This window comes from Terriglobia bacterium, from assembly GCA_020072785.1.
Taxonomy (GTDB): Bacteria; Acidobacteriota; Terriglobia; order Acidiferrales; family UBA7541; genus Acidiferrum.
In genome coordinates, this window is record JAIQGG010000002.1 from 134,232 (window position 1) to 148,684 (window position 14,453).

A 14,453-nucleotide genomic window follows, 5' to 3' on the forward strand; every position below is an offset into this window, starting at 1 on the left:
AGGGGTCACGGCTACCTAGAGGAAGTGTAGGGGAAAAGAGCGGCGGAAAGAAGGGGTAGGGTCCGGCAGCGCCAGGGGACACCTGCGCAGAAAAACAAGACGTCCCGGCTCAGCGGGACGTCTTGTTTTTCTGAATTGTTTGCGGAAGCCTAGAACTTGTTCCAGAGGAACTGATTGTAGACCTCGTGGTGATATTGCACCTCGGGCGCCTTGACGAAGGTGCCCAGCATACGGGGGCAGCGGTCGGCGGAGGCCTCCTTGAGGTCGGCGTAGCGGCCCTTGACGTCTGCGCCGAGCAGCTTGGTGGTCCAGGCGGCTTCCTTGAAATTGGCGAGGGCGGTGTAGACGTTGTCGGGCAGGTAGCGTTCAGCTTGGCGCAGGTTCTTAATCTTGGCGGTCTCGCCCTCCAGGCCGGCCTTGAAGATCGAGTACATGACCAGGTAGGGATTGGCGTCCGGCCCGACCGAGCGAACTTCCACGCGCATGCTCTTTTCGTTGCCGATGGGGATGCGGATCATGGAGCCGCGATCCACGGGCGAAGCCTTGATCTGGTTCGGGGCTTCGAAGTGCGGGTCGAGACGGCGGTAGGCGTTGACGCTGGCGTTGAGCAGCAGGCAGATATCGTTGGCGTGGGTCAGGATGCGATCCACGAACGACCAGCCGAGCTTGCTGAGGTTCTCTTCGCCCTTGGGATCCCAGAAGAGATTCTTGCCGCCCTTGCTGACGGAGACGTTGGTGTGCATGCCGTTGCCGTTGACGCCGACCACCGGCTTGGGCAGGAAGCTGGCCGTGAATCCCATCTTGTTCGCCACCTGGCGGCAGATCAGCTTGTAGAGCTGGATCTGATCGGCCGCGGCCACCACTTCGCCGTAGCTGTAATTGATTTCGAACTGGGAAGGCGCGACTTCCGGGTGGTCCTTCTCGTTCTGGAAGCCCATGGCGCGCTGCACTTCGGCGGCGGTGTCGATGAAGGTGCGCAGGGGGTCGCCGGGCAGGGAATGGTAATAACCGCCGGTGTTGACGTAGTCGAACCTGCCGGTTTCGTGGTAGCGGCGCTCCGCGTCGGAGCCATTGAAGAGGAAGCCTTCAATTTCGTTGGCCGCGTTCAGCGTGTAGCCTTCCTTCTTGTGCTGCTCCTCGGCAAACCCCTTCAGGGCGCCGCGGATATCGGCGGTGTAGGGCGAGCCGTCCTTGTCGATGACTTCGCCGAAAACCAGCACCTTGCCGGAACCGAAGAAATCGGCGGGAGCCCAGTAGAAGGCGCCCCAGTCCATGGCCAGGCGCAGGTCGCTTTCGCGCTGTGCGGTGAAGCCGCGGATGGAAGAGCCGTCAAAGGTGAGGTTGTCCCAGCTCTTGACGAGGAACTTCTTGTCGTAGTCCAGCATGTGCAAGCGGCCTTCGAGGTCGCTGAAGAGCACGGTGACGGCCTTGATGCGCTTCTCGTCGGTCAGATACTTGAGGCGGTCCTCCTGGACCTTGTGGGCGGCAACGCGGTTTTTGCGCTGCTCTTTGGCCTTCAGGTTCAGTTCTTCCAGCTCTTCATAGGAAAGGGCCAGGAAATTACGCAGTTCGTTCGACATGAATCTCCTCGTGTTGGAGTGATCGGCAATTCAGCGGCGAATTCAGGGGCCAAAGCGAAATCATGCAGGGGGTAGGGTATCGCCGCTGCGGCGGAGCGTCAAATCGAAAAAACTGATGGCTGCGATAACGGGGCCGCGCGGTGGAGCGGGCGAGTGGTTGTGTATTTTCCGGCGAAGTATGGGAATATCCCTCGCCGGGTGACCGGGCGGGGGCTGCGGGCAAAAGCTTGCGGGAGACGTGGCGCGGGTGTTCGCAGAAAAAGTTGCTGTCATGCAACGACAGGAGGAAACGTGAAGATCTGGTATTTCTACGCCATGCTGACGGTGTTGTTGTGGGGGATCTGGGGAGTTTTCAGCAAGCTGGCTGCCGTGCATTCCAAGCCGCGGCAGATGCTGCTGTTTCAGTCGGTGGGAGTGTTGGCGTTCGCCTTCGTGGTGCTGCTGATCGAAAAATTCAAGATCGAACCGTCGCTGCCGGGATTCAGCTGGTCGTTCGCCGGGGGATTCTTCACCTTCGTGGGCTTTCTGACATTTTTCGCGGCACTGGAGCAGGGCAAAGCCTCCACGGTAGTCACGCTTTCGGCGCTGTACCCGGTGATCACTATCCTGCTGAGCATCCTGTTTCTACACGAGAAGCTGACGCCGCGCCAGGCAGCGGGGATCGCCTTTGCCTTGATCGCGAGCGTGCTCCTGGCGGAGTGACGCGGCGCGCTCTCCGCGCGTTACGACGCCGGTGTCTCGATCGTCTGGATCTCGATTTCTACGGCGAAACGGCGCTGGCGCAGCGCGGTGAAGAAGGGATCGACCTCGAAATATTCTTCGGGCGCCCAGACGCCCGGAAGCAATGGCCGGGCCAGAATCTGCTGCACCCCGACGGACATGCACATGGAGGTGCCGGCGTCGGCGTAGTCGTCGTAGAAAGGATCCGGGCGGCCAATCACACGGCAGGTGACGCGGCAGGGCCAGCCTCCGCGGGTGCCGTGTCCGACAGCGAAGTGCATCTCGTGGCTTTCCTGCGCGGGGATGCGGGCGCGGTTGCGCGCGATGTTGCGATCAATCACCGCTTGCAGCACGTCCAGCGGGCGCACCGCAACTCCCTTCACAGTGACGGCTTCCTCGAAGGCCCCGAAGCCGGCCTTTACCAAACCAACCCAGGCTTCATGCTCGCGTTCCGGAAGCGAGAGTTTCCAGGTGAACTCGCGAATGCCTTTTTCTGCGATGCCCTGGGCAAAAGGCACGGTAAGCGGCTCGGAATGCTGCGAGTGCAGGAAAGTGGTGCGTCCCCAGGGAGCGGGAAGCTCCATCGTTTCCAGGCCGCTCTGCGGAGGAACCTCGCGCAGCTTCCCGTCGAGAAACTGCTGGCTGGGATTGGCGTATTCGGCGAGCACCGTGGAAAGGCTGTAGGGCGGCACGAGGACCGGATTTTCCGGGCCGATGCGCGTGGCGGCCCAATACAGATTGATGCGCTCGATGCGATCCAGGCGGTCGGCCACGGCGCGGCAGAGGACATTGGACAGGCCGGGATCGGAGCCCAGGCCGAGCACCGCGGTGACGCCCGCTTCCTGCCAGCGCTTCTGCTGCGCCTTTTGCTGCACGGTGTAGACGCCCATGCCGCCATAGTCGGCGTAGGTGCGCCGCGCTTCGAGGCAGGCCTCGAAGAGGGGCATCTGAAAGCCGGCGAAAGTAGGAACGCCATTGATGCACAGATCGCAGCCGGCGAGCAGAGCGCGGAGCGCGGCGCGATCGGTGACGTCGAGCAGGCGCGTCTCCAGGCGCGGATCGGGGAGCGCCTGTTGCAGAACAGCGAGACGCTCGCGGCTGGAATCCGCGGCGATGACCCGGGTCACGCCCGGCGACAAGGGCGAGAGAAGATCGCGGGCGGTTCCCGCGGCCATCAGGCCGGCGCCGCCGATCAGTAGAATGCGCATGTCAGTCCGCTTCTCCTTGTCCGGAATTCCCGGGACGTCCTACCGGATCATATAGATTTTGCGCACCGTTCGGTGCACTTCGCAACGGCCGGCCCAGCCCTGCGGGAAGAAGGCCAGCGTATCGGGCTGGATCTCGATCCGCTCGCCGCCATCGTGGGTGTAGGTGCAGGAGCCTTCGAGGAAGTGGCAGAACTCGTCGTGGATCACTTCGCAGCGCCACACGCCCGAGGTGCAGGTCCAGATGCCGCTTTCGGCGCGGCCATTAGCCTCGCGGCTCAGCAGGATGCCGGCGGTGTGCGAAGTCCCGTCTAGTATCGTGGGGATCGCTCCCCAGTCCTTGAGAGGACTTGCGGTCATTGCGTCGCGCAGCAGCGGCGTGCGCTCGGCTGGCCCTCCTGCGCACATCATGAAGGTTGCATCCAGGAGTTCGGCGATCTCCGCATGGCCGCTCCAGCCTTGCTTGAAGTGCACGACCGTGCCGGGAGCGATCTCCAGCGTCTCGCCCTGTCCGCTATGGAAGACGGCTCGGCCACAGGTGAAGTGGCAGAGCGTATCCGCGGACACGGCAAAGGGTGCTGCTCCTGGGGACCAGCGGCGGATGCCCACTTCCACCGCGCCGTCCGGGCTCCTGTGCAGCACAAGGCCAACGATCTTTGCGTGGGCGTCGCGGAGGAGAAAGCGCTCGTCCTGACCCGCGACGTGCTGCTCCCATTGCGCGGCGGGATGAAGATGCGGAGCCGAGGAAGTTCGATCGAGAGTCATACGTACGCCGGGATTGCAGCCTTTCCGTGAATCACATTCACCGAACGAATTCGTTTGGCTGCCGCTGAACGGGCGGCTCATGCGCGGTGCTGCCGCAAGAGCTTATTGAGCAGCATTGCGGCCTTGCCTGGGCCGGGCTGGCGGTGCATCTGCGCAGAAGTGGCCGCGAGCCGCTGCTGCATTGCCGGATCGGTCAGAAGGACGTGTAGATTGCGGGCGAGCTCTTCGGGCGCCCAGTGGTTGCGGTGCATCTTGATGCCGTGCCCGGTTTCGTGGACGCGCGTGGCGTTGTCGTGGCCGTCCCACACGTAGGGCATGATGAGGGAGGGCTTGCCGAAGTACAGGCATTCGGTGAAGGTGTTGTTGCCGCCGTGATGAATCACGGCATCCACCTGCGGGATTAACGATGGCTGCGGGAACCATCTGTCGAGGATGACGTTCGCCGGGACCGCTGTGTAGGCGTCGAGATAGCCGCCGGCGTTGACCAGCGCGCGCACCGGGAGATGGCCCAGCGCGGCGATCAGGCGCTGCAGTGTTTTGGTGTCGCCGCAGCCCAGCGAGCCGAAGCTGACGTAGACGACCGGCTTGTCCTGGTTGGCCGGGAAAACCGGGAGCGTGTAGGGCTGCTCCTGGCGGACGCAACCCTCCAGGTACTGGAAGCGCCCAGGGTCGAGGGGGTGGCGGCGCGTGAATTTGACCGCTTCGGGATAGAGGAGCAGGTTCAAATAGGGCGAGGTTTCGAAGAACTGGCCGAGGGGATAGGCAGCCTCGCCATGCGCGGCGAGAAATTGATTGAAGCGCGCGTGGATCGGCTGGATGACTTCGTTGAAGTGCGCTTCGTAGCGCCGGAAACAATCGCGGTCCTTCTCCCCGCAGCCGGAGAGGTGCGGGGGAATCTCCGGGTCGGGGATTTCGTTTTCGCTGCAGGAGATGATGCGCACCCAGGGCTTGCCGTACTGCTTGATGGCGGGAAAGAGGATGACGTTGTCCACGCAGATCAGGTCCGGGCGCACCTGTTCGAGCACCTGGGGGAGACCCTTCTGCGCCCAGACGGCCGTCTCCACGATGGCGTCCCAGCAGTCGCGCACGTAGTTGTCAATCTGCTCGTAGGGCGACTTGTCGAAGTTCTGGATATGGCCGTTGATAAAGTTCTGCCAGTACTGGGCAGCCTCGTCCGCCGCCATCGGCTGGGCCATGTTGACGATGAATTCCCGGAAGCCGTAACCCGCGTAAACTCCGGCCATGTCCGGGGCGGTCAGAAAGACGGCCTGGTGGCCGAGGGCTTCACAGGCCTGTGCAATGCCCACGGAATTCAGAGCGGGGCCGTAGGCCGCCTCGGGAAAGAAGGCGATGACTTTTTGTTGTCCCATGTGACGCGCAGCTCCCCCGGACAGTGTCTCGATCCATTCCCGCGCCCAACCGCGCCTTGCGGCCTTAGAGTCTATCCAATAAGCGGCGCCGTTCTCCACGGAATACTCTGCCGCGCCATAGGCTGGCTCACGCCTGGCGAAGCGAAGATCCTCAGCCGCGGGGAGTAACTTTTTGGTGCAAAGCCTGGTTTGTCCTGCAGCATCAGGAAGCCTCCGTCCGCTAGCATGTCAGATGTCGGGGGCTCCCTATGGCAAGACGGCATAATTGTCCGAGATGCGGAAGCGCTAAGGTGCATCGCTCGAAGAGGAAAGCTCTCTTCGAGAAGCTCATTCTGCACCGGCTCAACATCCACGCGTATCGGTGTCATTCCTGCAGCTATCGGTATTACGGTTTTAAAGCACAGAAACAGACCGCCACACAAGAGTTGACCGCTTCGCGGTCACCCGAAACGCTGTTCAGCCCTTCGGGATCCACTGAACTTCGCAGAGTGTGAATGATAAGAGGACGCTGGTGGGCCTGGGGAGAGTCGAACTCCCGACAAACGGTTTAGGAAACCGCTGCTCTATCCATCTGAGCTACAGGCCCGTATCGCCCAACATTTTTAGTTTACACCAGTTACAAGGGCAGTCGTTCCTTGCCATTTATCTGAACTCCAGGCTCGTGCTTCTTAATTGAAGAGTTTCTATTCCGGCAAGGCGACACCCAGTTTCGTTCCCGCCAAGCGTGTGCTTGCGATTTGCAAACGCCTGATATACTTTGCGGACCGTGGACAAGCAGAACTTTATCGGGCGTACGGTTTCGCACTACCGCATCGTTGAGAAGTTAGGCGGCGGCGGGATGGGCGTGGTGTACCGCGCCGAAGACGACCGTCTGGGCCGCTCCGTGGCGCTGAAATTCCTGCCCCCGGATCTGATCCGCGACCGCCAGGCTCTGGAGCGCTTCCAGCGCGAAGCCCGCGCGGCCTCGGCCCTGAATCACCCCAATATCTGCACCATCTATGACATTGACGATTACGAAGGGCAGCCGTTCCTGGTGATGGAAGTGCTCGAGGGGCAGACGCTGCGCGAGCGCATCGACGGGAAGCCGCTGCGGACGCCGCTGCTGGTGGACCTGGCCATTCAGGTAACGGATGCGCTGCAGGCCGCGCACGCCAAGGGCATCGTGCACCGGGACATCAAGCCCGCCAATCTTTTCGTGACGCAGCGCGGGCAGGCGAAGATCCTGGATTTCGGGCTGGCCAAGGTCGGCCCGCGCGAGCGCGTGCCCGGAGGGGTGACCGCATCGGACCTGCCGACCATGGGGCCCGGGGAGGATCTGCTCACCAGCCCCGGGCTGGCTGTGGGCACGGTGGCCTACATGTCGCCCGAGCAGGCGCTCGGCGAGGAACTCGACGAGCGCTCCGATCTTTTCTCTCTCGGCGTCGTGCTCTACGAGATGGCCACCGGCCGCAACGCCTTTTCCGGCAGCACCTCCGCGGCCATGTTCGATTCGATTCTGCACAAGGCGCCGGTTGCCCCGGTGCGCCTGAATCCCGATCTGCCGGCGGAGCTCGAGCGCATCATCAATAAATCGCTGGAGAAGGACCGCAAACTGCGCTACCAGACGGCCTCCGACCTGGAATCCGATCTGCAGCGTCTGAAGCGCGACAGCGACTCTTCGCGCACTGCGGCGGTGGCTTCCGCGGCTGCGGTGGACTCTTCTCCTGCGCGCCGCGGGCCGCTGGCTGCAGGTGCGTTCGCCGCCGTACTCTTGGCCGTGATCGGCTTCAGCGGCTACAAGGCCGGCTGGTTCGAAGGCAAGCGCCCCTTTACCCAGGCCGAGCTGAACCCTGCGCAGATCACCACCAACTCCGCGGAAGATCCAGTCTTCACCGCCGCGCTTTCTCCGGACGGCAAGTACCTGGCCTTTGCCGATCTCGAAGGGCTGCACCTGCGGCTGCTGGGCAGCGGCGACACCCAGTCCCTGCCCATCCCCGACGAATTCTGTTTCCGGTGAGCGCGCTTTGATTGGTTCCAGGATGGAACCAGACTGCTGGTAAGCGGGCCGGTCGGTGCGGAAGATCATGTAGGAATTTACGTCATCAATGTGATCGGCGGCACAATCCGCAAGCTGCGCGACGATGCCCGGGGTGCGGCGGTCTCCCCCGATGGTTCGCGCATTCTGTTCCTGGCCAAACATCCGACGGAAGTCATGGTTATGCACGCGGACGGAGAAGGGGCGCATACGATTGTGCCGGGAGTGAAAGGCGACGGGATCATGTTGCCGAGCTGGTCTCCCGACGGGCAGCGGATTCTATTCACGAGGATCCACCAAACGGGGCAGGATCCGGAGTTCACTCTGGAGGGCCGGGATGCCAACGGCGGCAATCCGGTTGTGGTCCTCGCCAATTCCGATGTGCGGGATTTCTGTTGGCTGCCCGGCAACCGTCTGGTCTATTCGGCGCAGGAGGCTTCTCCGCATCGCGACGATATGAACCTCTGGGAACTGCGCCTGGATCCGAAGACCGGTGCGCCGCGCAGCAAACCCCGGAAGTTGACGGACTGGTCTGGATTCATCTTCTGGAAGCTGAGCGCAACCTCCGACGGCAAACGTCTGGCCTTCGTGAATGATCGCGACCAGAGCGATGTGTATGTCGGAGAACTCGAGAAGAACGGGACGCAGATGAAAACGCCCGTGCGGCTGACCTTGAGCGAGAAGAACGACTGGCCCGGCGGCTGGACGTCCGACGGCAAGACCATGCTTTTCTACTCCAACCGCAACGGCAATTTCGATCTCTACAGGCAGAAGGTGACCGATCGCTCCGCCGAGGCCATGGGCACTGCTCCCGAAGAGAAACGAATGCCGCAGATGAGTCCCGATGGGGCGTGGATCGTCTATCTTTCCTGGCCGCGAATGCCCAATGAGGCCCAGCCGTCTTCCGGACATCTGATGCGCATGCCCGTGGCGGGCGGCCCGCCGGAGCCGCTCTTTGAAGTGCAGGGTTATGCGAGCTGGGGCTGGCCGGGAGATATCCAGCGCAACATCGGCGACGTTCCCGGTTTCCGCTGCCCGTCTTCGCGCCAAGGATCCTGCGTTCTGGTGGAAGGAGACGCAGAGAAGAAGCATCTGGTATTCACTCCTTTCGATCCGGCGCAGGGAAAGAAGGGCCAGCCCACGCGAGTGGAATTTCCCGATGAGCCGGCCTGGACGCTCTCCCCGGATGGCTCGCGCATCGCAGTCACTTGGTTCGACACGCAGGCGGCCACGATCCGCATCGTGCCGCTCGGCGGCGGGGCCGCGCGCGACCTCTCTCTGAAGGGCGTGACGGAACTTATCGGTCTGGCGTGGGCTGCGGACGGCAACAGCCTGTTCGCGGTCCGCAATTCTTCGAAGGGCGCTTTGCTCCTGCATGTGAACCTGAACGGGGAATCGCAGGTCCTCTACCGTGCCGCCTGGGATGTCGGCCTGCCGGCCGCCTCGCCCGACGGCCGCTTCCTGGCCTATGGCGCCGTTAATTCCAACAGCAACGTCTGGACGATCCCGAACCTCCCCGAACCGTAGGGCGTGGTCTCGTGCGATCGGATCTCCGGCTGTCCGCCGTCTTCGCGCTTACCGCTCGTGCTTGCAAAGTACTGATCTTCTTTTGTCCCGCTGACCACGCGCTTTTTCTTGTGCCAGCCGCGGGCCAGCCGGATTGGCTCTCGCACGGGAACGCCTGTGCAGGTATACTCCCGCGCTATGGAGCACGAAAAGCAGCCCGCAGCGCTGGATCCGTCTTACGAAAGCCGCGTGCGGGAGAGCTTTGCGCGGCAAGGGTTCATGCAGCATCTCGGTGCGCGGATCACCGAACTGCGCCCGGGACACTGCGAGATCCGCGCGCAGCACCGGCCGGAACTTACGCAGCAGCATGCCTACTTCCATGCCGGTGTCTCCGGGGCGATTGCCGACAGCGCCTGCGGCTATGCCGCGTACACGCTGATGCCCGAGGATTCCTCGGTGCTGACGGTCGAGTACAAGATGAATCTGCTGGCGCCGGCCGATGGGGAAGAGCTGCTGGCGCGGGCGCGCGTGCTGCGCTCCGGGAAGACGCTGAAGATCTGCGCGGCGGATGTTTACGTGCGCAAAGCGGGCCGCGAGACGCATTGCGCCACGTTACTCTCGACCATCATGTGCCTGCCGGGAAAGCCGGACCGGCCCGCCTGATTCCCCGCTGGCCGCTTGCGCAGCTCAGTGCGGCGTCCAACTGGGGTGGCTGGTGAAAAGCCCGCCCACGAAGCCGATCTGGTAGGAAAGAAACAATCCAAAAGCGATGCTCACCACGCCGGAGGTCACGCTCAGGCCGCGCTGCATCCAGGCAAAGCGCCGGCCCACGAGCGTCATGGGCAGGGCCAGGGCCATGGTGATGAGCATCATCCCCGCGATCGTGCCGCCGCCGAAGACCAGCAGATACAGCACGCCCGCCCGGGCATTGTGAATCGCGCCCAGCACCAGCAGGGCCACCGCCGCCGACCCCGCCAGACCGTGCACAATTCCGACCAGCAGCGGCCGCAGCGCCTGGTAGATTCCGAGACGGCCGAAAACGCGCCGGAGCCACGCCGGCGGCTCCAGGCTTTCGCCATGATGCGCCGTTTGCGGCGCGTGCGTGTGCGCGTGGAAGTGCAGGTGCCCTTCGTGGCTATGCACGTGGACGTGCTTGCCGGCGTGCGGCGGGTGCGTCGGCGCGAACTTCTCGCTGATCCACTGCAGCGCCCCGCTCAGGTTTAGCAATCCCAGCACGATCAACATCAGGCCGACGGAGAACTCCATGGCCAGGCCCGCGCGCGCGGGGATCGTCAGATGGAAGAGAAGTATGCCCGCGCCCACAGCCAGAATCGTCAGCGTGTGTCCCAGCCCCCAGAGCACGCCGATCAAAGCGGCCTGAGCGACCGAGCGCTGGCGGCTGACGATAGTGGAGACGGCGACGACGTGGTCCGGGTCGGTGGCGTGCCGCATGCCCAGGAAGAATCCGATGGTGACGATGGCGAAAAGACTGTCCATACTCTTGCAGGCTGCCCTTGCTGGAATGGTGCCCCGCCGGGGACCCCGGCGAGCGGCTCCCAGCAGCATACCCGAAGCGCGCCGCGCGCGCATCCCGCAGTTACCCCCGGCAGGAGTTCCAGGCCTGGCACCTTGCTGGAAAAAAGTTTTCCGGGGCTTACGCGGCCTCGCCCTCTTTCAACAGGCGCAGAAGCTCCGCGGCGGCGTGCTGCAGCTTGGCGCCTCGCCGCGAGATCAGGTACAGGTGGCGCGGCATGCTGAGCTGTTTCACCTTCACCTCGGTCAGCAGGCCCCGCTCCACTTCCCAGCCCACGCACATGCGCGGCACAATGGCCACGCCCTTGCCCATCTGCACGAAGCGCTTGATGCTCTCGATGGTCGGCAGCTCCACCTGCATGTGCAGCGGTGTGCGGTGGCGTGCGAAAAGTTCGATCACCCGCCGGCGGAACGGCGATTCCACGATGTGCGCGATGAAGATCTCCTTGCCCAGCTCGCCGATGTCCACGGAGCGGCGCTTGGCCAGGGCGTGGGTCGGCGGCACTACCAGGGTCAGCTCGTCGCGCAGGATTTCCGTGGCCTGCAGTTGCGGCTCGCGGGGCACGAACGACACCGCCCCCAGATCCAGCCGGTAATTAAGCACTTCGTGGGGGATGTCCCGCGAGTAGACGCGGTGCACGCGGATCTGCACGCCCGGGTGCAGATCCAGGAAGCGCGCCAACGCCGGGATCAGGGCATGAATCGAGCTTTCGTTGACCCCCAGCGACAGCTCGCCCCGGCGCAGGCCCTCCAGGTCGGCCAGCCCCTTCTGGACCTCGTCGCGCAGATTGATGAGCCGCTCGGAGTACTCCTTCAGGAGCTTGCCGGCGTCGGTGAGGCGGATGGGGCGGGCGCCGCGCACGAATAGTGACTGGCCCAGGGAATCCTCGAGTTTGCGGATAGCCAGGCTGATGGCCGGCTGGGTGCGGTAGAGCTTTTCGGCGGCCCGGGAGAAGCTGCCCTCGCGCGCCACCGCCAGAAACATCTGCAATTCGCCGAAATCCACGGGTTCGACCTCCGGAGGGGACTGCCGCTAGTATAAGGCAATATTATAAAAACTAGAATAAAGATAAATTAGACTCGCGGGCCCCATTCTGGTCTACTGGCTCACTAGGGGGGTCTATGGACCTCATACGCATTTTTGACACTACCCTGCGCGACGGCGAGCAATCGCCTGGCTTTTCCATGAATGCCGAGGAGAAGGTGCGCATGGCGCGGCAGTTGGCCGCCCTGGGTGTGGACATCATCGAAGCCGGCTTCCCCATTGCCTCCAAGGGCGACCTGCAAGCGGTCCAGACCGTGGCGCGGGAGGTGCGCGGTGCGCGCATTGCCGCGCTGGCCCGGGCCAAGCAAGAGGACGTGGACGCGGCGCTGGAAGCGCTGGAACCCGCCGCGCATCCGCGCCTGCACGTATTCTTCGCCACCTCCGACCTCCATCTGCGGGCCAAGCTCAACGTGACCCGCGAGCAGGCCAGCGAAGCCATCGGGGCCATGATCCGCCGCGGCCGGCAGCGCGTCGGCGAAGTGGAATTTTCCGCCGAAGACGCCAGCCGCAGCGATCTCGGCTATCTCTGCCAGGTCTGCAAAGTGGCCGTGGAAGCCGGGGCCACCATCCTGAACCTCCCGGACACGGTAGGCTACGCCGTTCCCGAGGAATATGCGGCGATGTTCCGCCGCGTGCGCGAATATCTGGGCGACCCGCGGGGGGTCACCTTCAGCGCGCATTGCCACAACGACCTGGGCTTGGCGGTGGCCAATTCCCTGGCGGCGGTTCGCGCCGGCGCGCGGCAGATCGAATGCACCATCAACGGCATCGGCGAACGCGCCGGAAACGCCTCGCTGGAAGAGGTCGTGGTGGCCCTGGCGGTGCGCCAGGCCTCCTTCGGGCTGAAGACCAATGTACGCTTGGAGGAGTTGTTTACTTCCAGCCGCATGCTCTCGGAGATCACCGGGGTGCAGGTTCCGCCGAATAAGGCCGTGGTCGGCGCCAACGCCTTCGCCCACGAGGCCGGCATTCACCAGGACGGGATCATCAAGAATCCGCTGACCTACGAGATTATCTCGCCGGAAACGGTGGGCGTGCCGGCGCGCTCTCTGGTCCTTGGCAAGCATTCCGGGCGCAACGCCCTGCGCTTGAATTTGCGCGACCTGGGCTACGATCCCAGCGACACGGAGCTGGCCGAGTGCTACCGCCGGGTAACCACGCTGGCCGACCAGGCCAAGCAGCTGCGCCCGCGCGACCTCGTGGCCATTGCCCATGAAGTGATGCGCCGCAAGCCGGCGGGCATGGCCTCGGCCGCGACGGCTTCCCCGGCCCCGTCGGTGGCCTGACGATCCTCCGCGCCCGCTCGGCGGGGCGCGCACGGCGGCGCTTGGCTGCGCCCCTTACCCGGGAGCATCATAGGAACGGACGCGCTCCGCAGCGGGGTGCCTGGGTAAGCCCCTAGCCGGGGCATGGGCATTGCGGCTCTGGATCCGAGCCATTTTCGTATGTGCCTGGCGCGCTGCGCACAGGACACGTTGCGGGCCCTGAGAGGGAGTTCACGGTGACCATGCTGAAGAAGACGATCGTGCTGCTGCCGGGCGATGGAGTCGGCCCGGAAGTGATTCGCGCCGCGACCGCCATCCTGCGCGAGTGCGCCACGGAATTCGGCCACCAGTTCGATCTCCAGGAATTTCCGCTCGGCGGCGCGGCCATTGACGCCACCGGAGAGCCGCTGCCCGCGGCCACGCTCGCAGCCTGCCGCAAGGCGGATGCGGTGCTGCTCGGCGCGGTCGGCGGCCCCAAGTGGGATGCGCGGCCCGTGGGCCAGCGCCCGGAGAGCGGCCTGCTCGGCATCCGCAAGGAGCTGGGCTTGTACGTCAACGTGCGCCCGGTGCGCCTGCGCGAGCCGCTGCGCGACATCTCCCCCTTGAAGCGCGAGCGCCTCGGCGAACTGGACCTGGAAATTGTCCGCGAGCTGGCCGGCGGCATGTACTTTGGTGCGCGCGGCAACGAGCAGAGCGGCGGCGTCGAGCGCGCCTTCGACACCGAGAGCTATTCCACGCCGGAGATCGAGCGCATCGCCGTCTTCGCCTACAACCGCGCGGAGGGCCGCTCGCGCCGCCTCTGCTCGGTGGACAAGGCCAACGTGCTCACCAGCTCGCAGCTGTGGCGCCGCACCGTCACGGGGATGAGCCACCTCTATCCCTCGGTGCAGCTCGAGCATATGTACGTGGACAACGCCGCCATGCAATTGGTGCTGCGCCCCACGCAGTTCGATGTGATTTTGACCTCCAACATGTTCGGCGACATCCTGAGCGACGAATCCGCCGCGCTGGTCGGCTCCATCGGCCTGCTGCCTTCGGGCAGCTTCGGCACCGGCGCGCCGCTTTTCGAACCCATTCACGGCTCCGCGCCGCAGATCGCCGGCAAAGACCTGGCCAACCCCATCGGCACAATCTTGAGCGTCACTATGATGCTTCGCGACACTTTCGGCCTGGGCATTGAAGCCGACTGGGTCGAGCGCTCCCTGGACCGCGTCCTCACCGCGGGCTACCGCACCGGCGACATCGCCGAGCCCGGCTCCCGCGTCGTCGGCACCACCGCCTTCACCGAGCACCTCCGCCAGGAGATGCAGCTCACCCTCGGCCACGCCGAGCGCTACGGCTGGGGCGTTTAGCGCCGCGCTGCCCCGCGCCTTGCGAGAAGTCGCTGAGGATGCTACTTTTGACCTTCCATTGAGTCGAGGGGCTGTTCCAGTCGAGGACCACAAGTACG

12 protein-coding genes and 1 tRNA gene are annotated in these 14,453 nt (G+C 64.1%); 6 read left to right on the plus strand and 7 right to left on the minus strand.

What is annotated here, in order from left to right; genetic code table 11:
- Window positions 1-149: 149 nt before the first annotated feature.
- Window positions 150-1,580 (minus strand): glutamine synthetase family protein, encoded by a 1,431-nt coding sequence (locus LAN61_03870; protein ID MBZ5539642.1) that lies wholly within the window; start codon window positions 1,578-1,580, stop codon window positions 150-152.
- Between the two features lie 291 nt (window positions 1,581-1,871).
- Here LAN61_03870 and LAN61_03875 point away from each other — a divergent pair, with 291 nt between their 5' ends.
- Window positions 1,872-2,282, plus strand: a complete 411-nt coding sequence (locus LAN61_03875) for an EamA family transporter (GenBank protein MBZ5539643.1) — start codon at window positions 1,872-1,874, stop codon at window positions 2,280-2,282.
- A gap of 20 nt (window positions 2,283-2,302) precedes the next feature.
- Here the strand turns inward: LAN61_03875 and LAN61_03880 are convergent, their stop codons facing one another.
- The 4 genes from LAN61_03880 to LAN61_03895 all read right to left on the minus strand — a co-directional run bounded on the left by LAN61_03880 (window position 2,303) and on the right by LAN61_03895 (window position 6,226).
- Window positions 2,303-3,508: a saccharopine dehydrogenase NADP-binding domain-containing protein gene (locus LAN61_03880; protein ID MBZ5539644.1), complete on the minus strand. Its 1,206-nt coding sequence runs from the start codon at window positions 3,506-3,508 to the stop codon at window positions 2,303-2,305.
- A gap of 39 nt (window positions 3,509-3,547) precedes the next feature.
- Window positions 3,548-3,913, minus strand: a complete 366-nt coding sequence (locus LAN61_03885) for a cupin domain-containing protein (protein ID MBZ5539645.1) — start codon at window positions 3,911-3,913, stop codon at window positions 3,548-3,550.
- Between the two features lie 434 nt (window positions 3,914-4,347).
- Window positions 4,348-5,640, minus strand: a complete 1,293-nt coding sequence (locus tag LAN61_03890; protein ID MBZ5539646.1) for a glycosyltransferase — start codon at window positions 5,638-5,640, stop codon at window positions 4,348-4,350.
- Between the two features lie 509 nt (window positions 5,641-6,149).
- Window positions 6,150-6,226 (minus strand) — tRNA-Arg (locus tag LAN61_03895).
- A 252-nt stretch (window positions 6,227-6,478) separates the two neighbouring features.
- On the opposite strand from LAN61_03895, the gene LAN61_03900 reads away from it, so the two are divergent.
- From LAN61_03900 to LAN61_03910, 3 genes are all read left to right on the plus strand, one after another.
- Window positions 6,479-7,636 (plus strand): serine/threonine protein kinase, encoded by a 1,158-nt coding sequence (locus LAN61_03900; GenBank protein ID MBZ5539647.1) that lies wholly within the window; start codon window positions 6,479-6,481, stop codon window positions 7,634-7,636.
- Between the two features lie 90 nt (window positions 7,637-7,726).
- Window positions 7,727-9,181 (plus strand): hypothetical protein, encoded by a 1,455-nt coding sequence (locus LAN61_03905; GenBank protein MBZ5539648.1) that lies wholly within the window; start codon window positions 7,727-7,729, stop codon window positions 9,179-9,181.
- 177 nt (window positions 9,182-9,358) lie between these two features.
- Window positions 9,359-9,823: a PaaI family thioesterase gene (locus LAN61_03910; GenBank protein MBZ5539649.1), complete on the plus strand. Its 465-nt coding sequence runs from the start codon at window positions 9,359-9,361 to the stop codon at window positions 9,821-9,823.
- Between the two features lie 24 nt (window positions 9,824-9,847).
- Here LAN61_03910 and LAN61_03915 read toward each other — a convergent pair whose 3' ends face one another.
- A complete protein-coding gene (locus LAN61_03915) occupies window positions 9,848-10,657 on the minus strand; it encodes a high-affinity nickel-transport family protein (GenBank protein MBZ5539650.1) in 810 nt (269 codons plus the stop codon).
- 157 nt (window positions 10,658-10,814) lie between these two features.
- Complete coding sequence (locus LAN61_03920; GenBank protein ID MBZ5539651.1) at window positions 10,815-11,699, minus strand: LysR family transcriptional regulator; 885 nt, start codon at window positions 11,697-11,699, stop codon at window positions 10,815-10,817.
- 116 nt (window positions 11,700-11,815) lie between these two features.
- Here LAN61_03920 and LAN61_03925 point away from each other — a divergent pair, with 116 nt between their 5' ends.
- Window positions 11,816-13,024 (plus strand): 2-isopropylmalate synthase, encoded by a 1,209-nt coding sequence (locus tag LAN61_03925; protein MBZ5539652.1) that lies wholly within the window; start codon window positions 11,816-11,818, stop codon window positions 13,022-13,024.
- Between the two features lie 224 nt (window positions 13,025-13,248).
- The gene (gene leuB / locus LAN61_03930) at window positions 13,249-14,355 is read left to right on the plus strand and encodes a 3-isopropylmalate dehydrogenase (protein MBZ5539653.1); all 1,107 of its coding nucleotides are present in this window, start codon (window positions 13,249-13,251) and stop codon (window positions 14,353-14,355) included.
- Window positions 14,356-14,453 lie beyond the last annotated feature (98 nt).